The sequence below is a fragment of the Microbacterium sp. NPDC060117 genome (assembly GCF_042729315.1).
In the GTDB taxonomy this organism is placed as follows: domain Bacteria; phylum Actinomycetota; class Actinomycetes; order Actinomycetales; family Microbacteriaceae; genus Microbacterium.
Window position 1 is genome coordinate 809,877 of sequence record NZ_JBHWXR010000003.1, and the last position, 16,894, is coordinate 826,770.

Here is a 16,894-nt window from a genome sequence, read left to right on the forward strand (position 1 = left end):
TGTGAGCATGGAACAGTGAGCCCCGACGACTACACCCCGCACTCCGGCGATCGCCGGTACCGCGTCGAGCACTACGACCTGAGCATCGACTACCGCCTCGGCACGAACCGGCTGGACGGCGTCGCGATCGTGCGCGGGCGCGCCGTCGAGGCGACCAAGGCGGTCTCCCTGGATCTTGCCGGGCTGCGCGCGACCAAGGTGCGCGGAGACGTCGGCGGGCGCATCGGCTTCACCCAGACCGACCGCAAGCTCAAGGTCGCCTTCGGCCGTGAGCTCGCGGCGGGGGATCCGTTCGAGCTCACGATCTCCTACGGGGGCGCCCCGCGCCCGCGGCGCACCCGCTGGGGCACGCTCGGATGGGAGGAGCTGGAGGACGGCGCCATCGTCGCCTCGCAGCCGATCGGCGCGCCGTCGTGGTTCCCCTGCAATGACCACCCCTCCGACAAGGCGACGTACCGGCTCTCGATCACGACCGACCCCGGGTACGCGGTCGCCGCGGCCGAGCCCGTCTCCTCGGCGACCAAGGGCGGGCGCACGACCTGGGTCTTCGAGCGCAGCACGCCGACTCCGAGCTATCTCGCGACGGTGCAGATCGGAAAATATGTCTCGCGCGGCATGGATCTCGCGGGCGTCGTGGGGCAGGTGCTGCACCCGGCCCCGCTGGCTGCTCGGGTGCAGGCCGACCTCGCGCCCCTGCCGCGCATGATGGCGGTGTTCACCGAGTCCTTCGGGCCGTACCCGCTGCCGTCCTATCGACTCGTGGTGACGGCTGATGACCTGGAGATCCCGCTCGAAGCGCAGGGCATGGGCGTGTTCGGCGCCAACCACATCGACGGGAAGGGCAGCCTCGAGCGTCTCATCGCGCACGAGCTCGCCCACCAGTGGTTCGGCAACAGCGTCGGGGTCGCCCGGTGGCGCGACATCTGGCTCAACGAGGGCTTCGCCTGCTACGCCGAGTGGATCTGGTCCGAGCGCAGCGGCGGGCACAGCGCTCACGCGAAGGCGCTCGGGCACTGGGCGGCGCTCGCCACCGAGCCGCAGGATCTCGTGCTCTCGGATCCCGGTCCGGAGCTCATGTTCGATGACCGCGTGTACAAGCGCGGCGCTCTCGCCCTGCACGCGCTGCGGCTGACGGTGGGCGACGACGCGTTCTTCCGGATCCTGCGCACCTGGACCGAGCGCTTCGCGGGCGCGACCGCCACGACGGAGGACTTCCGCACGCTCGCCGCGTCGATCGCGGGCCGTCGGCTCGAGGCGTTCTTCGACGCCTGGCTCGACCAGACCGCGCTTCCGGCATTGCCCGAGGCGGCCGGGGCTCTCGCGGCGGTCGAGCCGGCGCCGGTGACCGAGGCGCTGAGCGTGAATCCGCGCGCAGTGAGCGAGGCCTGATCGCTCCGCTCGGACGGCAAGATCAGGCCGCGTCGCCGCGGTCGGAGCGCCCGATCCGGGCGAGCGATCGGTCGAACACCGTGATGAGCAGGAACACCACCGCGATCCCGACCACGACCCAGCCCAGGACGTGCAGGCCGGGTGTCGTCGCCCGTGCGCCGTAGACGTTGCCGTAGATCACAGCGGACACGATCGCGCCGAGGTAGAAGAACGTGCGCAGCAGCCCCGCGGACGACGCGATCCGCTCGGGCTCGGCCTGGAAGTACAGCGCGTTCTGGATCGCGAGGTTGTTCAGCCCCTGCGGGATGCCGAGGATCAGCATCGCGAGCACGAGGAACCAGATAGGGGAGGTCCCGGTCATGAACAGCACCAGCACGCCGGCGACGAGCTGCGCGACGGATCCCAACAGCAGCTTCCAGACGACCTCGGGGCGCCGCCCGAACGCGAGCGCCACGGCGATGCCGGTTGCGAACACGGGCAGCAGGATCAGCCCCGCAACGGTCGGCGTGAGACCGCGCCCATCTTCGAGCCACTGCGTGAAGCCGTACACGAACGTGTAGGAGATGGTCGCGGTGAGCAGTGACCGGACATAGCTGAGCAGCAGGGGACCGTTGCCGGAGAGCACCCGCACGTCGATGAACGGATCCGAGATCCTGCGCTCCCACCAGACGAAGCCCGCGCCTGCGACGAGGGCGACGGCGAGCAGCCAGATCAACGCGGGCGCGATGTTCTGCAGGAAGACCAGCAGCGCGAGCATGGCCACGGCGAAGAGGACGATCCCGATCCCGTCGATCCGCGGGCGATCCTCGGGGGCGGGCTCCAGACCGGTCCGGCGCGGCAGGAACAGGGCGCCGAGGAGCAGCGTGGCGAGTCCCAGCGGCACGTTCACCGCGAAGGTGGCTCGCCAGCCCCAGGCGCCGATCAGCACGCCGCCGAGCGCGGGGGCGACGACGGCGATCGTCTGCGTCGTCACGGAGAGCAGGGTGAGGATCCCCGCGGGGGAGGCGATGCCGGTGCGCTCGCCCTCCGCGCGGATCATGTGCATGGCGGCGGGGTAGCCGGCGCACGTGCCGAGGCCGAGGATGACGCGCGCCGCGACGAGCCACCAGATGCTGTCGCGGCTCTCCGGGGCGAGCAGTCCGATCGCGCCGGCGGCCGTCACCAGCACCGCGCCGAGCAGGAACAGGGAGCGAACCCCGAAGATGTCGACGAGCCGGCCGACCAGGGGCTGACCGATCGCGGTGGCGAGGTAGAGGCTCGACACGAGCCACACCGTCTCGCGTGCGGGAGCGCCCAGGGCGAGGCCGATCGGGGTGAGCGCCACGGCGATGATGGCCGTGTTGATCGGGTTGAGGATCGCCCCCACCATCATCGGGGCGAGCAATCGCCGATCGAAGCGGCCTTCGGGCGCCGGCCCTCCCCGCAGGCCCCGGCGGGACGGCATCAGGGCAGCATCCGCTCGAGCACCGACATCGCGACCGAGACCGCGCGCAGATCTTCCGCGTCGAGCTCGGTGAGTGCGTGCTCGAGCCAGGCCGCGGCGGCGTCCCGTTGGCCCGCGATACGGGCCCAGCCGGCGTCCGTGAGGTCGATGATCTGGCGGCGTCCGTCGTTCGGATCCTGGCTGCGGGTGACGAAGCCGGCGCTCTCGAGGGCCTCGACCGTCGCCGCCATCGACTGCGGTCGCACGCGCTCGGCGGACGCGAGGGCGCTCACCGTCGAGACACCGCCCTTGCCCAGTCGGGCGAGGGCCGACGCCTGCGACGGCGTCAGCGCGTCGTCGGCTCCTGCCTCACGGAACCGACGGAGGAGGCGCGCGACGACGGTGCGCAGATCGAGCGCCGTCTGCGTGGGCGTCGGCGTGACCGTGGAGGTCTCGGACGGAGTCTCGGGCATATCGACAGCCTAAACTGCACAGGTAAAACTGTCTAATGTGTGCGAGGATGCCGCGCATGACCACTGCACTCCTGCTCATGGACTTCCAGAACGGCTTCGCGGCTCGCTATGCCGAGCTCGCACCCGGCGTGATCCCGGCGGCGCGGCGCGCCCTCGACGCGGCCCGCGCGGGCGCGATCCCCGTCGTCTTCGTGCGCGTCGGCTTCCGCGAGGGCTTCCCCGAGGCGTCCGCGCGGAACAAGGCCTTCGGCGCGATCAAGGACTCACCGCTCGGACCACTTCTCGTGGAGTCGGCCGAGGCGTCGCAGGTCGTCGCCGACCTCGCGCCGCGGCCGGGGGAGCCGATCGTCGTCAAGCGCCGCGTCGGCGCCTTCGCCTCCGACCTCGACGTGGTGCTCCGAGGGCTCGGTGCGACCGAACTCGTGCTCGCGGGCGTCGCCACGAGTGGCGTCGTGCTGAGCACCGTGCGCCAAGCGGCCGACCAGGACTTCGGGCTCACGGTCCTTGCGGACGCCTGTGCGGATCAGGATGCGGAGGTGCACCGGGTGCTGCTGGAGAAGGTGTTCCCGCGTCAGGCCGAGGTGGTCACCGTCGATGAGTGGGTCTCGGGCCTGAGTCCGGAAGCCGTCTCGCGAGGGTGACGATCAACTCCGGGTCGACATCGACCGGCAGGATCCGGAAGTCGCCGCCGCCAGGCACAGTCGCCAAGCCGTCGGGGGTGAATCGCACCTGATCCGGCGGCAGGGCGAGCCCCCGCCCGTCGGCCTTGAGCACCGCCTCGATGGCCGTCCACCCGCGCAGATCCGGCGGGTCGGCCGGGGCGAACAGCGCGCGGAGGGCAGGCATCGTCCCCGCGTGCTCGGCGTCGATCCCGATCGCGGCGGAGTCCTGCTCGTGGGTGGCGGCCACGACCACCCAGGGCTCCGCGTACGCGATGCTCGCGTGCAGCGGGGCGTCGGGCAGCAGCGGACGCCCATGCGGTCCACCGCACTGCACGCAACGCCGCACGATCCGCAGGTCGGAACCCGGGGCCAGCTCGGCGGCCAGAGCCCGGATCAGGGCGTGGGCGGTCTCCCGGCGGACGTCGGACGCCGAACGAGCCCAGGCGATCCGGACCCCTTCGATCGTCGTCCGCTGCACAGGACCAGCGTAGGCCGCCGCCCGAGTCGCAGATCGATGCCGGCGGCGTCGCGGGCCGGGGCGTCCACGGCCGCAGGGCAGCGGCCAGGGCGTAAGTGACAGTCGCGCCGGCGCCGACCGCGGCCTCCCGTCGCGTGCGGCATAGGATCGAACCCTATGAGTTCGGATCCGGCGGGCACGCAGACCCTGCGCCGCCCGGGTCCGATCGGCCGGATCATCGGATCCCTCGACGATCCGGTGCTGCGGGCGCTGGTCGCCGCCACCACGGTGGCGCGCATCGGCCGCGGCGTCTTCCTGTCGATCACCGTGCTCTACTTCATCCGGGTGGTCGGGCTCAGCGGCGGCGAGGCGGCGATCGTCCTCGCCGCGGCGAGCGGCAGCAGCATCCTCGCGTCGTTCCTCGGCGGATGGCTCGCCGACAGGTGGAGCGCGCGGCGGCTGTCGTTCGTGTTCGAGGTCGCGGCGGGACTCCTCCTCATCGCGTACGCCTTCGTCGGCACGTTCGCCACGGCGATCGCGCTGGCCGTCGCGAGCGGCTTCCTCGACGCGTTGGCGCAGTCGTCCCGCTCAGCGGTGATCGCCCGCGGCTTCACCGGGGACAACCGGGTGCACGCTCGCGCGGTGCTGCGCACCGTGACGAACCTCTCGATCGCGGCCGGATCCGGTATCGCCGCGATCGCACTCGCGATCGGAACCCCCGTCGCCTACCGAGCGGTCATCGTGATCGCCGGGGCGATCTGCGCGATCGGCGCGATCCCGCTGCTGCGACTCCCCGCGTCGGTCGATGCCGTGGCGCGGGTGGCCGAGAAGATCACGACCGAGACCGGATCCGTGAACACCGCCGCGACGGCGGCCGCAGAGCGCGAGCTCCGTCGAGACTGGCGGGCCCGCTCGCCCTGGCGCGATCCCCGCTACCTGCTCCTCACCCTGTTCTCCGCCGCGTTCGGCATGCAGTTCGGCGTCGCCGAGGTCGGCGTGCCGCTGTGGATCACTCATGCCACCACCGCTCCGGACGCGACCGTCTCGGTGCTCCTCATCTCGAACACCGTGCTGGTCGTGCTCTTCCAGGTGCGGCTGTCGCGGAACACGCACGACCTGCGCGTCGCGGGCAGGGTCTCGCTGATCGCCGGCGCGCTCATGGCGGGCGCCTGCCTCGTCTACGCCTCGGCCGCGGGACTCCCTGTCGTGGCGGCCGTCGCGGTGCTGCTCGTCGCACTCGTCGCGCACACCTTCGCCGAGATCCTGTCGCAGGCCGGCGGCTGGGGCCTGAGCTTCGAGCTCGCCGATCCGGTGCGCGCGGGCGCCTATCAGGGCGTGTTCGGCATGACGTTCTCGATCGGCTCCCTGGTCGCGCCGATCCTGGTGAACGCGACGGCCATCGCGCTCGGCTTCGCAGGCTGGGCGATCCTCGCGGTCGTGTTCCTCGGATCCGCTCTCGGCATCGCGGCGATCGCGTTCCGCGCCGCACGGGAGCAGGACGTCCGGGTGTGAGCCCCCGGGATCGTCGGATCCGACCTCGACGCGCCGACAACGGGCGAGTAGCTTCTGCTCATGGGAGACCGAGTCGACGACCGGGTGTTCACCCGGCAGGACCGCACGCGGTTCCGCGAGAAGACGGCGCGGTGCCTCGATGCCCTGGCCAGCATGCTCGCCGACGGCCAGTTCGAGGTGTCAGAGCCGCGGTTGGGTCTCGAGATCGAGCTGAACCTGGTCGACGACGCCTGCGACCCGGCCATGGCCAACGCACGGGCGCTCGAGGCGATCGCCGATCCCGCGTTCCAGACCGAGCTCGGTCAGTTCAACATCGAGATCAACGTCGAACCGCGCCCCCTCGCCGGCGGTAACGTGATCCGGCTGGAGGACTCGCTGCGCGAGGCGCTGAACGCCGCCGACGCGAAGGCGCGCAGCACGGGGTGCGGGCTCGCGATGATCGGGATGCTCCCGACGCTCGACGAGCACCACTTCACGAGCGAGTGGCTCTCCGAGGATCCGCGCTACGACCTGCTCAGCCAGCAGATCCTCGCGGCCCGAGGTGAGGACATCGAGCTGCGCCTCGACGGCTCCGCACTGGGCGGTGCGGGCGGCCGGGAGAGCCTCGACATCGTGTGCGACACGATCCTGCCCGAAGCCGCGTGCACCTCGGTGCAGCTGCACCTGCAGGTCGACCCCGCCGACTTCGCGGCCTACTGGAACTCGGCGCAGGCCATCGCCGGCGTGCAGGTGGCTCTGGCGGCGAACTCGCCGTTCTTCGCGGGGCGGGCCCTGTGGCACGAGACCCGGATCCCGCTGTTCGAGCAGGCGACCGACACCCGCTCGGTCGAGCTGAAGAACCAGCGGGTGCGCCCGCGCGTGTGGTTCGGCGAACGCTGGGTGACCTCGATCTTCGACCTCTTCGAGGAGAACTCCCGCTACTTCCCGGCTCTGCTGCCGGTGACGACCGATGAGGATCCGTTCGAGGTGCTCGCGCGCGGCGGCACTCCCGCGCTCGCCGAGCTGCGCATGCACAACGGCACTGTCTACCGCTGGAACCGGCCGATCTACGACGGGCACGGCGACCGCTACCACCTGCGTCTCGAGAACCGTGTGCTTCCCGCCGGGCCGTCGATCGTGGACGTGCTGGCCGATGCCGCCTTCTACTACGGCCTCGTGCGCAGTCTCGCCCTGGCCGACCGGCCGCTGTGGACGCAGATGACGTTCGACGCCGCCGAGGAGAACCTGCATTCCGCGGCGCGCGACGGCATCGAGTCGCGGCTGTACTGGCCCGAGGTGGGCTGGATCGGTCCGCGCGAGCTCGTGCTGCGCCGGCTGCTGCCACTCGCCGCCGAAGGGCTGGACGGCTTCGGGGTGGATCCGGTCGCGCGCGACCGCTACCTCGGCGTCATCGAGCAGCGCTGCCTGACGGGCCGCAACGGCGCGGTGTGGCAGCGGGAGGCCGTCGCCGCCCGCGAGGGCGCCGGCGCCACGCGGTCGGAGGCGCTGCACGGAATGCTCGCCGACTACCTCGAGCGCATGCACACCGGAGACCCCGTGCACACCTGGACGCTGTGAGCGTGGCTGGGGCATCGGACTGAGCTCTGCCCGCCTGGCGGAGGGATCCGGCGGGGATGGTCCAGCCATTCGAGACTTCTTCAGCCGGATGGACCGCCGGCCTCCAGTGGAACGGTCCCCAGAGGGTGGGGTCGGCTGGGCAAGAGCTCGATGCCGCGATTCAGCACTGTGGCCTCTACTCCATCACATGCGGCGGTGAGGACGCCGACCCCGCTCAGCCCGCGGGCTTCAGCACGAGGGTGTCGACGGTTGCGGCGTCCACCGCCTTCTTCGTGAACGCCCAGGGGGACTGCACGCCCTTCGACCAGTTCTCGGTCTGGTCGGTGTAGTGCGGGCTGAAGGCGTGGCCGCTCGCGCCGGTGAGGTGGTTCCACGTGGAGGCGTCGAAGTCGGAGAGGTCGACCACCATCCGCATCGACGGCACCGTGGTCGTCGCGTAGGAGCCGCCGAGCGTCCACCCGGTGGCGTCGACGAGGGAGGATCCGCCCCCGACCGGATACGGTCCGCGGTTGAACAGCCACTCGATCGGCGCGATGCCGCTCTTGCCGAGCGTCTGGTGCGTGAGCGTGATCGCGTGCAGATCGCCCCAGTTCCACCGAGCCGGATCCGGCCCCTGCGCCTTCGAGAGCTCGTCGTAGGCCTGCTTCGCCGACAGAGCCAGCATCTCGTCGCGCCCGGACACGCCGATCTTCGGGTTGGTCCAGAGCGGGTCATCCGGGTTCTCGAGCATCGGTCCGACCACGGTGAACAGCCGACCCTGCCCGTCCATCGGCAGCGGATGCTCGCGGTTGGCGAAGAGGTTGAGCGCCAGGTGCTGCCAGAGCACGTTCGCATAGGCCGCAGCGGGGGAGTCGGCGGTGGCCTGTGCATCCCAAGTCTTCAGCAGCGCCACGGCCCCGCGCACGCCGGCGTCCTTCGAGGCCGGGATCTCCTGCATCTCCGCCGCGAGCTGTTTGCCGATCCAGCTCTGCTGATCGAACTGGATGTCTCGCATGTCCTCCGCGGTGAGCGGATGCTGCTTCGCGGTGCGCTCGATGAGATCGGCGATCCGCGCAGCGCGATAGCCGTAGTCCCAGTCGCGCGACAGGAAGTACGGGTAGCTGTCCGGCACGATCGCGTTGTTCGCGGTGACGATGTAGCCCGCGTCGGGGTTGTAGGAGACGGGGAGCTTCTCGAAGGGGATGTAGCCGGTCCAGTCGGATGCGCTCGTCCACCCCGGCTGCGGGTAGTAGCCGTTGCCCGCACCGCGGATCGGCAGGCGGCCCGGCGTCTGGTATCCGATGTTCCCCTTCTGGTCGGCGTAGATGAGGTTCTGCGCTGGCACGTCGAACAGCGACGCCGCGTGCCGGAAGTCGGTGAAGTCCGCAGCGGTGTTCATGGCGAAGATGGCGGTCGACGTGGTGCCCGGATCCAGTGCGGTCCAGCGCAGGCTCACCGCGTACTGCCCGGGAAGCGCGTCGGTCGCGGCATCGGGGGCGACGCCCGTCTCGCCCCCCGGTGAGGTCGTGTCGGTGCGCCCCACGATGGGGGCCTTCGCGAGCGCGGTGAAGTCGTCGGTCAGCCCGGAGACGATCGGGCCGTGCGCGGTGGAGCGGACGGTGAGCGTGATGTCGGCGGAGCCCGCGACCTTGACGGTCTCGGTGCGCGTCTGCAGTGGAACGCGCACGCCGTCGCGCCAGTAGCTGTCACCGTCGATCTTCTCGATGTACAGGTCGGTCACGTCGGTGGTGAGGTTGGTGAAACCCCAGGCGATGTTCGCATTGTGCCCGATCACGATGCTCGGCAGGCCGGAGAACGAGAACCCGGCCACGTCGAACGGGCAGGCGGTGCTCACCGTGCGGCAGCGCAGCTGCATCTGGTACCAGACCGAAGGGAGCGCCGCGCCCAGGTGCGGGTCGTTCGCGAGCAGCGGCTTGCCGGTCGCCGTGAGGGATCCGGAGACCACCCAGGAGTTGGATCCGATGCCCTCACCGGGGTCTCCGAGCAGCGTCTGGACGGCCTCGAGGGTGTCGGCCGCGGTGGTCCAGCGGACCGTCGCCGACGCGCTCGCCGCGGCTCCGGCGGTGGGTGGGGTTGCGCCGGTGGGCGCCGCGGAGGGTGCCGTCCCCGCGGGAGCGGCGTTCGATCCCGTCCCGTCCGGTGAGGTCGCGGACGTGCTCGCGGCGGACGCCCCGCTCCCGCTCTGCTCCATCGGCGTGATGGTCGGAACGATGACGGGGTGCTCGTCGAACGGGTACGCGGGGTAGATCTCGTTCAGCGTGGTGGCATCGACGGTGGGAGCCAGCAGCGCACGGGTGGTCTCGTCCTCGACGTTGCCGCGCAGATCCCAGGCCATCGCCTTCAGCCAGGCGACCGAATCGGCGGGCGTCCAGGGCTCGATGCCGTAGTCGGGATTGGTCATGCCGACCACGGCATATTCGAAGGATGCCTCTGCCCCCTTGTGGTCTGCGAGGTAGGCGTTCACCCCGTCCGCGTAGGCCTGGTAGTAGCCGCGGGTGGTGGCGTCCATCGCCGCGACCTCCTTCTCAGCGATGCCGTGCCAGTCGAGAGTGCGCAGGAACTCGTCGGTGGCGACCTGCGAGGATCCGAACAGCTCGGCGACCCTGCCGCTCGTGACGTGCCGGCGGAAGTCCATCTCCCAGAAGCGGTCCTGCGCGTGCACGAACCCCTGTGCGTAGAACAGGTCGTGCGTGTTGTCGGCCGTGACCGTCGGGATCCCGCGATCGTCGCGCTGCACGGTCACCTGCGCCTGCAGCCCCTTGAGCGCGAGCTCTCCGGCGGTCTGCGGGAACGAGCGCTGCGCGGTCCACACCAGGAAAAGGGCGGCGGCGGTGGCGAGGATCACGATCCCCGCGAGCACCCCGAAGACGGTGCGCCCGACGATCCGGCCCGCGCGCCGGGGCTTCACCGTGGGATCGGCTGACGACATGAGCGCTCCTTCGCGTGACACGGAGTCTCACTGCCGGAAGGATCGGGTCGCAGCGCGCGAGACGTGTTGGCATCCTAGCGCGGGGCGATCGCCGTCCGGTCCTGGCCGACGCCCTTGCGCCACGATGACCGCGAGACCGAACCTGCGTCCCGAGACCCACGATAAGTTGCGCGGTCTCGGGACGAGAGTTCGGTTTCGCGGATCCCACCGCCGGGATCCGGGGCTCGGGATCCGAGCCCCGGATGGCGGCCTGTCGAGGGCGGGATCCGGGCGGCCCGGTCCGCCGCTCAGCCGATCAGGCTGGGCTGCAGGTCGCGCAGCGTGCGTTTGTGCGTCATCCGGGTCACACCGATCATGGCCAGCAGCAGGGATCCGACCAGCCAGATCCCCAGCACCGCCAGATCCGTCATCGCCCTCCCGACTTGCCCGCCGTACATCAACTGGCGCATCGCATCCACCACGTATCCCATCGGCAGCACATGGTGCAGCGCGGCGAGCGGCGCGGGCAGCGTCTGCCACGGGAACGTGCCGCCCGCGGTCACGAGCTGCAGCACCATGAGCACGAGGCCCACGAACTGCCCCACGGATCCCAGCCAGACGTTCAATGCGAGGATGATCGCCGCATAGGTGGCCGAGGCGAGCACCATGATCCCGAGCGCGCCCCACCCGTTCTGGAACGTGAACCCGAGCGCCCAGGCGAGCACGCCGAGCAGGCCCACCATCTGCACGGCGCCGAAGGCCGCGGGGGTGAGCCAGCCGGCGAGGGTGATCCGGATGGGCGAGTGCAGCGCCGTCACCGCGCGCCGCGAGATCGGCTTGATGATGAGGAACAGGGCGTAGATGCCGATCCAGCCAGCCAGCGCGGCGAAGAACGGCGCGAGACCCTGACCGTAGTCCTTCGCGGCGGCGACCTTGTCGCTGGACACGTCGACGGGGTTCGCGATGGTCTTCGCCTGCTGCTCGCGAAGGTCGGGCGTGGAGGCGGGGATCGCGTCGACGCCGGCCACGAGGCCGTCATGCAGCGTGCCGATGCCGGTGGCGAGGGTGCCGAGGCCGTCGTGCAGGGCCTTGGCGCCGTCGCGGGCGCTGGCCGCGCCCGTGCTTAGCGTCGCCGCGCCCGAGGCTGCGGTCTGGGCGCCGTTCGCGAGCTGCTGCGACTTGTCGGCGAGCGTGGCGCTGCCGGACGCGACCTGGGCGCTGCCGTCGGCGAGCTGGTCGATCTTGCCGACCGCGCCCTGCACCCTGTCATTGCCGTTGCGCAGATCGTCGCCGAGCGGATCCAGCTTCGCGAGCACCGCGTCGATCTCTGCCTGTGAGAGCCCGCGGTCCGCGAGAGCGCTGGCGATGTCGCTGCGCACCTGAGGCAGGGCGTCGGTCGCCTGCTGAACGAGCGATCCGGCCTCGTTCGCGTACTGTGCGATCTGCTGGTTCCCGTCGCTCACCTGCTGTGCGCCGTTCGCGAGGGTCGCCGCGCCGTCGGCCAGCTGCTGCGAGCCGTCCGCGATCTGCCGCGTGCCGCCGGCGAGCTGTGACGCACCGTCAGCGAGCTGCGCGGTGCCGTCGGCGAGCTGTCCGCTGCCGGAGAGCGCCGTGTTCGCACCGTCGTGCAGCTGCGAGGCGCCGTCGGCGGCTTCGCCGAGTTTGTCGCGCACGTCGCTGAGCCCCGTGAGCAGTTTGTCCGCGGCCTCCTGGCCGACCATCTCGGCCACCGACCGGCGGATCTTCTCGACCGCGCCGGATCCGATCGACGAGGCGAGGTAGTTGTTGGCGTCGTTGGTCTCGAGCTCGATCCGCGCCTGATGCGGACTCGTGCCGGACGCGGACAGCAGCGCCTCGGAGAACGTCTTCGGGATCGTCACCGTGAAGTCGACGTCGCCGTTCTTGAGCGCGGCGCGCGCGGCGGGGGCGCTCATGCGCTGCCAGTCGAAGGCCTTGCCCTCGACGAGGTTGTCGGCGACCTTCTCGCCGTAGTTCGTGGTGGTGCCGTTCGAGGTCGATCCGGCATCCTCGACGACGAGGCCGACAGGCACCTCGCTGAACTTGCCGTACGGATCCTGGTTGGCCCACAGGTACAGGCCGCCGTAGAGGATCGGCACGGCCATCAGGGCGATCAGGGCGATCACGGCCATCGGGCTCGCGGTCAGCCGGCGCAGTTCGGCGCCGATCATCGCGGGGATCTTCATCGCTCGGCTCCGTTCGCGGTGTCGGTGGGGTCGGTGTCAGTGGGGTTGGCGACCGGGGCGGGATCCGGCACGGGGGCCGTCTGGTCCTCCCCGGGGTCGGCTGCCTCCGGGGCGGCCGGATCGTCCACAACGGGGTCGTGGAGCGAGGACGGCGAAGCCGATCGAGACGAAACGGGGTCTCCCGCGGGCAGCGGCGTTTCGTCTCGCTCCGGCTGCGCCGGTGCTCGCTCGACGTCCCCAGGGGCGTCCGCGGGATCGTCCATTGGCGTGACCGGATCCGCGTCCCTCACGGTCGTGGATCCGGTCACGTCTGCGAGCGGCCGGACGGGGACCGTGGCGTTGGACGGATAGTCGGTCTCGAGCGCCTCGGGGAGGCGTTCGATGACGGCGGCCGCGGATCCGCCGACGATCACGAGCACGGCGAAGCCGCGCTCGGCGAACTCCGTGGCGATGCGCCACCAGCCCTCGGGCCGTCCGCCGTGACGGTCGGGGGAGACCAGGACGAACCCCTCCACGTCGTCGCGCAGCACGGCGAGCTCGGCCATGACGCGCACGCGCACAGAGGGCTTGATCGTGCCGATCGGCTGCGCGGCGAGCTCGGCGAAGCCGATCTGCTCGAGCCAGCGCCGGGCGTGCAGCGGGGTGGCGGGGAGTCCCGCGAACATGAGTTCTTCGCCCACGACCGCGGCGAGCGTCACCCCGGGGTGCGGGTCGCTGACCTCGGGGGCGTCGACGAGCGCCATGCGGCGGCGCAGGTCGCGGTCGTTCCGGGTGCCGTCGATGGTGACCTCGCCCGTGTCGGGACGCATCCGGCCGGTGGCGATGAGCCCCAGCACCGTGGGGCGCAGCTCGGTCTCGGCGAGCACGAACCGGGCGTGGCCCGTCTCGATCTCGAGCGAGGTGGTGGGCAGCGCATGGCCCTTCTTACCCTTGCTGACGTCATGCACGGCGATCCTCATGCGCGGCCCTCCTCGGCGGGAATCGTGGCAAGCGTATCCGGCGCACCGGTCCACGAGAGGTCGGGGTGCGCGATGAGCAGCGCGTCGATCTCGCGCCAGCCGAGGCCCGCGATGCTGAGCACGGCGCGCACCGCGATGTCTCCGGCGACGGGGGAGGAGGCGTCGGTGCGGGTGACGACGGTGCGGGCGCTCTCCTCGATGAGGCGCGCGAGCGTGGGGGCGGCCATGTCCTGGCGCAGCTCGCCGTCCTCCTGGCCGCGACGCACGAGCGCGGCGAGCACGCGCCTCAGGGGTGCGAGGGCGGCGGCGGTCTCCTCCACGTGCGCCTCGTTGAGCGCGATCGCCGCGGCCACCTGCACATGCGCGGCCTCGCGCCACAGGTCGGCGGTGAGGCGGGCCAGGGCGATCCGGCTGTCAGTGTCGTCGACCCGCTGTGCGACGGCGTTGAAGCGCGCTGCGCCCGCGGAGATCAGCGCGTGCACCAGCGCGGTGCGGTCGTCGAAGTGGCCGTACAGCGCGCGGCGGCTGAGGCCGGCGGCGCGGGCGATCTGGTCGACGGACGCGTGCGGATCCGCGGCGAGGGTCTGCGAGGCGGCGGCGAGGATGCCGGCCCGGTTCTCGGCGGCGTCCCTGCGCTGACGGCGGGGTGCGGTGGTGTCTGTCACCGGACCAGTGTACTACTAACCTGCACATCGATGTGCAAGTTAGCGATGAACGGTGGTGCACCGGCGCGACGTCTGCACGACGACGCGACGGATGCACGAGGGATCGGCGAATCCGGTCGTGCATCCGTCGCAGGATCGTGCGGGCGTCGCGCGGGGCGCAGCGAGGGCGCCGGCGCAGGGCGCGGCGAGGGCGCAGGCGCAGGGCGCCGGGGGCGAGTCCCGGAACGAGGGAGGATGCCGCAGCATCCGCCCCCCTCGAAGACCCGGGCTCAGTCCGTGCCTGCGTCGAACGCCGCGCCCTCGCTCGCCGCGTCCACCGCGTCGGCCAGGGCCTCCTCGGTGTCGGCGAGAGTCGTGCCCTCGACCGCGGCCGCGATCTCAGAGGCCTCGCCCGCCGTCACGCGGCCGACGAGCTCGCCCGTCGCTCCGCCCACGAGTCCGAGGCCCGCGTACTGCTCGAGGCGCGCACGCGAGTCGGCGATGTCGAGGTTTCGCATCGTGAGCTGGCCGATCCGGTCCACCGGACCGAACGCGGCGTCGCCGACGCGCTCCATGGACAGCTTCTCCGGACCGTAGGACAGGTTGGGGGAGACGGTGTCGAGGATCGTCCAGTCGTCGCCGCGGCGCAGGCGGATCGTCACGGTGCCCGAGATCGTGGATCCGACCCAGCGCTGGATCGACTCGCGCAGCATGAGCGACTGCGGCTCGAGCCAGCGGCCCTCGTACATGAGGCGGCCCAGGCGCCGGCCCTGCTCGTGGTAGGTCGCGAGGGTGTCCTCGTTGAGGATGCCGTTGACGAGGCGCTCGTATGCGATGAAGAGGAGCGCCATGCCCGGGGCCTCGTAGATGCCGCGCGACTTCGCCTCGATGATGCGGTTCTCGATCTGGTCGCTCATGCCCAGGCCGTGCCGGCCGCCGATGCGGTTGGCCTCGAACACGAGCTCCACCGGGTCGGCGAACTCGACGCCGTTGAGCGCGACCGGGCGGCCGCCGGCGAAGGTCACCGTGACGTCCTCGGTCTCGATCGCGACGGAGGGATCCCAGTACTTCACACCCATGATCGGGTCGACGGTCTCGAGGGACACGTCCAGGTGCTCGAGCGTCTTGGCCTCGTGCGTGGCGCCCCAGATGTTGGCGTCGGTCGAGTAGGCCTTCTCGGCGGAGTCGCGGTAGGGGAAGCCGTGTGCGACGAGCCACTCGCTCATCTCCTGGCGTCCGCCGAGCTCGGTGACGAAGTCGGCGTCGAGCCACGGCTTGTAGATGCGCAGCCGCGGGTTGGCCAGCAGGCCGTAGCGGTAGAACCGCTCGATGTCGTTGCCCTTGTAGGTGGAGCCGTCGCCCCAGATGTCGACGCCGTCCTCCTTCATGGCGCGCACGAGCAGCGTGCCCGTGACGGCGCGGCCGATCGGCGTCGTGTTGAAGTAGGTCTTGCCGCCGGAGCGGATGTGGAACGCTCCGCAGGCCAGGGCGACGAAGCCCTCCTCGACCAGCGCGGTCTTGCAGTCGATCAGGCGCGAGTCCTCGGCGCCGTACTCGAGCGCGCGGCCCGGGATCGACGCGATGTCGTCCTCGTCGGGCTGGCCCAGGTCACCGGTGTACGTGTACGGCACAGCACCCTTGTCGCGCATCCACGCGACGGCCACGGAGGTGTCGAGCCCTCCCGAGAAGGCGATGCCGACGCGCTCGCCGACGGGCAGGGACTGGAGGACCTTGGACATGGGATCCAGTCTATCGGCGGGTCTGCGCTCGATTCGGCGGCGTTTCGACGCCGCGGAGCGCGCTGTCCGGCGATCGGATCGGCCGGACGTCGACGCTCAGAGCGAGGCGATCGGATCCGGATCAGCTGCCGCGTTTGCGGGAGACCCAGATCACGCCGGCGCCCACGGCGAGGATCGCGACGGCGATGCCCACGATGTATCCGGCCACGCCGAGGTAGCCGCCGGGCACGAGCGCCGGGTTCAGGAACGGGTAGGGGTACCAGCTGTGCTCGCCGGTCGCGGGCGCGATGATGAGGTTCGCACGGATGAGCGTGTATCCGGCCCACACGATCGGGAAGGCCGCGATGATGCCCAGTGCGCCCCAGCCGAGGCAGCGCCGGCGCGGCGCGAGCAGCACATCGGCGAGCAGGATCAGAGGCCCCACGACGTGCATCATCTCGTTCGCCCAGACGACGGTGGTGCCCTGTGGCAGTTCGATGCCGCGCAGCAGGGTGTTGTAGACGATGCCGGTGACGATCATGTACGTCGAGGTGCAGGCGAGCAGGATCGCCAGCCAGCGCGGCTCGACCGCCGCACCGGTGTCGTTGAGCGAGGACGGCGAAGCCGACCGAGACGAAGCGCCCCTCGAGGAGGCGGCGACGCGCAGCCCCCAGATCGCGGCGAGGATGAGCGCCACGGCGGAGGACACGTTCGACTCGATCGTGAAGAAGCTGAGGAAGTTCGTCACCACGGTCGGCAGGTGCGAGCCCCAGGGCGTCGTCGACCCCAGCGCGTTCTGCATCGTGATGGTGAGCTGAGTGGCGACCGCGGTGAGGATCGCGAGTGCGCCGACGAGGCGAACCACAGACCAGGTCCTCATGTCGATCGTGAAGCGGGCCCGGCGGGTCGCGGAGCGCTCGGGCGCGGAGATCTGCATGCATCGAAGATAGCGCCAGGTCCTGCCGCCGACCGGGCGCGGTGCCGAAGA

Annotated in this window: 13 protein-coding genes; 4 read left to right on the plus strand and 9 right to left on the minus strand. The window is 71.0% G+C overall.

Annotated features, from left to right (window positions below; translation table 11 throughout):
* The first annotated feature begins 15 nt into the window (after nucleotides 1-15).
* Nucleotides 16-1,389 carry a M1 family metallopeptidase gene (locus ACFWCK_RS15505; RefSeq protein WP_233310770.1) on the plus strand — a complete coding sequence of 458 codons (1,374 nt, stop codon included), beginning with the start codon at nucleotides 16-18 and terminating at the stop codon, nucleotides 1,387-1,389.
* A 22-nt stretch (nucleotides 1,390-1,411) separates the two neighbouring features.
* Here ACFWCK_RS15505 and ACFWCK_RS15510 read toward each other — a convergent pair whose 3' ends face one another.
* The gene (locus tag ACFWCK_RS15510; RefSeq protein WP_378806691.1) at nucleotides 1,412-2,833 is read right to left on the minus strand and encodes an MFS transporter; all 1,422 of its coding nucleotides are present in this window, start codon (nucleotides 2,831-2,833) and stop codon (nucleotides 1,412-1,414) included.
* Complete coding sequence (locus tag ACFWCK_RS15515; protein ID WP_233310768.1) at nucleotides 2,833-3,285, minus strand: MarR family winged helix-turn-helix transcriptional regulator; 453 nt, start codon at nucleotides 3,283-3,285, stop codon at nucleotides 2,833-2,835. Before ACFWCK_RS15515 ends, ACFWCK_RS15510 begins: the two co-directional genes overlap by 1 nt.
* A 56-nt stretch (nucleotides 3,286-3,341) precedes the next feature.
* Between ACFWCK_RS15515 and ACFWCK_RS15520 the strand changes: the two genes are divergently transcribed.
* The gene (locus ACFWCK_RS15520; protein WP_378806692.1) at nucleotides 3,342-3,926 is read left to right on the plus strand and encodes a cysteine hydrolase family protein; all 585 of its coding nucleotides are present in this window, start codon (nucleotides 3,342-3,344) and stop codon (nucleotides 3,924-3,926) included.
* Here the strand turns inward: ACFWCK_RS15520 and ACFWCK_RS15525 are convergent.
* Nucleotides 3,871-4,425: a 4'-phosphopantetheinyl transferase family protein gene (locus tag ACFWCK_RS15525; RefSeq protein WP_378806693.1), complete on the minus strand. Its 555-nt coding sequence runs from the start codon at nucleotides 4,423-4,425 to the stop codon at nucleotides 3,871-3,873. The two genes, ACFWCK_RS15520 and ACFWCK_RS15525, sit on opposite strands and share 56 nt — an antisense overlap.
* Nucleotides 4,426-4,581: 156 nt before the next feature.
* Between ACFWCK_RS15525 and ACFWCK_RS15530 the strand changes: the two genes are divergently transcribed.
* Entirely contained in the window at nucleotides 4,582-5,916 is a 1,335-nt protein-coding gene (locus ACFWCK_RS15530; protein ID WP_378806694.1) for an MFS transporter, read from the plus strand.
* 60 nt (nucleotides 5,917-5,976) lie between these two features.
* Nucleotides 5,977-7,473 (plus strand): glutamate-cysteine ligase family protein, encoded by a 1,497-nt coding sequence (locus ACFWCK_RS15535; RefSeq protein WP_378806695.1) that lies wholly within the window; start codon nucleotides 5,977-5,979, stop codon nucleotides 7,471-7,473.
* Between the two features lie 214 nt (nucleotides 7,474-7,687).
* Here the strand turns inward: ACFWCK_RS15535 and ACFWCK_RS15540 are convergent, their stop codons facing one another.
* The 6 genes from ACFWCK_RS15540 to ACFWCK_RS15565 form a co-directional block, all read right to left on the minus strand.
* The gene (locus ACFWCK_RS15540) at nucleotides 7,688-10,402 is read right to left on the minus strand and encodes a penicillin acylase family protein (protein WP_378806696.1); all 2,715 of its coding nucleotides are present in this window, start codon (nucleotides 10,400-10,402) and stop codon (nucleotides 7,688-7,690) included.
* A gap of 287 nt (nucleotides 10,403-10,689) precedes the next feature.
* Nucleotides 10,690-12,585 (minus strand): YhgE/Pip family protein, encoded by a 1,896-nt coding sequence (locus tag ACFWCK_RS15545; RefSeq protein WP_378806697.1) that lies wholly within the window; start codon nucleotides 12,583-12,585, stop codon nucleotides 10,690-10,692.
* On the minus strand, nucleotides 12,582-13,544 hold the full coding sequence (locus ACFWCK_RS15550; protein WP_378806698.1) for a hypothetical protein: 963 nt from the start codon (nucleotides 13,542-13,544) through the stop codon (nucleotides 12,582-12,584). The genes ACFWCK_RS15545 and ACFWCK_RS15550 overlap by 4 nt, the downstream gene beginning before the upstream one ends.
* The gene (locus ACFWCK_RS15555; RefSeq protein WP_378806699.1) at nucleotides 13,541-14,209 is read right to left on the minus strand and encodes a TetR/AcrR family transcriptional regulator; all 669 of its coding nucleotides are present in this window, start codon (nucleotides 14,207-14,209) and stop codon (nucleotides 13,541-13,543) included. Before ACFWCK_RS15555 ends, ACFWCK_RS15550 begins: the two co-directional genes overlap by 4 nt.
* 269 nt (nucleotides 14,210-14,478) lie before the next feature.
* Nucleotides 14,479-15,927 carry an argininosuccinate synthase gene (gene argG / locus ACFWCK_RS15560; protein WP_233310759.1) on the minus strand — a complete coding sequence of 483 codons (1,449 nt, stop codon included), beginning with the start codon at nucleotides 15,925-15,927 and terminating at the stop codon, nucleotides 14,479-14,481.
* Between the two features lie 121 nt (nucleotides 15,928-16,048).
* The gene (locus ACFWCK_RS15565) at nucleotides 16,049-16,843 is read right to left on the minus strand and encodes a Pr6Pr family membrane protein (RefSeq protein ID WP_378806700.1); all 795 of its coding nucleotides are present in this window, start codon (nucleotides 16,841-16,843) and stop codon (nucleotides 16,049-16,051) included.
* Between the last annotated feature and the right edge of the window lie 51 nt (nucleotides 16,844-16,894).

What these genes read in the sequence shown, in the direction of transcription:
- ACFWCK_RS15565 (WP_378806700.1), bottom strand. Translation starts at nt 16,843, where the DNA reads ATGCAGATCTCCGCGCCCGAGCGCTCCGCGACCCGCCGGGCCCGCTTC.
- ACFWCK_RS15515 (WP_233310768.1), bottom strand. Translation starts at nt 3,285, where the DNA reads ATGCCCGAGACTCCGTCCGAGACCTCCACGGTCACGCCGACGCCCACG.
- ACFWCK_RS15550 (WP_378806698.1), bottom strand. Translation starts at nt 13,544, where the DNA reads ATGAGGATCGCCGTGCATGACGTCAGCAAGGGTAAGAAGGGCCATGCG.
- ACFWCK_RS15545 (WP_378806697.1), bottom strand. Translation starts at nt 12,585, where the DNA reads ATGAAGATCCCCGCGATGATCGGCGCCGAACTGCGCCGGCTGACCGCG.
- ACFWCK_RS15530 (WP_378806694.1), top strand. Translation starts at nt 4,582, where the DNA reads ATGAGTTCGGATCCGGCGGGCACGCAGACCCTGCGCCGCCCGGGTCCG.
- ACFWCK_RS15540 (WP_378806696.1), bottom strand. Translation starts at nt 10,402, where the DNA reads ATGTCGTCAGCCGATCCCACGGTGAAGCCCCGGCGCGCGGGCCGGATC.
- ACFWCK_RS15535 (WP_378806695.1), top strand. Translation starts at nt 5,977, where the DNA reads ATGGGAGACCGAGTCGACGACCGGGTGTTCACCCGGCAGGACCGCACG.
- ACFWCK_RS15510 (WP_378806691.1), bottom strand. Translation starts at nt 2,833, where the DNA reads ATGCCGTCCCGCCGGGGCCTGCGGGGAGGGCCGGCGCCCGAAGGCCGC.
- argG (WP_233310759.1), bottom strand. Translation starts at nt 15,927, where the DNA reads ATGTCCAAGGTCCTCCAGTCCCTGCCCGTCGGCGAGCGCGTCGGCATC.
- ACFWCK_RS15520 (WP_378806692.1), top strand. Translation starts at nt 3,342, where the DNA reads ATGACCACTGCACTCCTGCTCATGGACTTCCAGAACGGCTTCGCGGCT.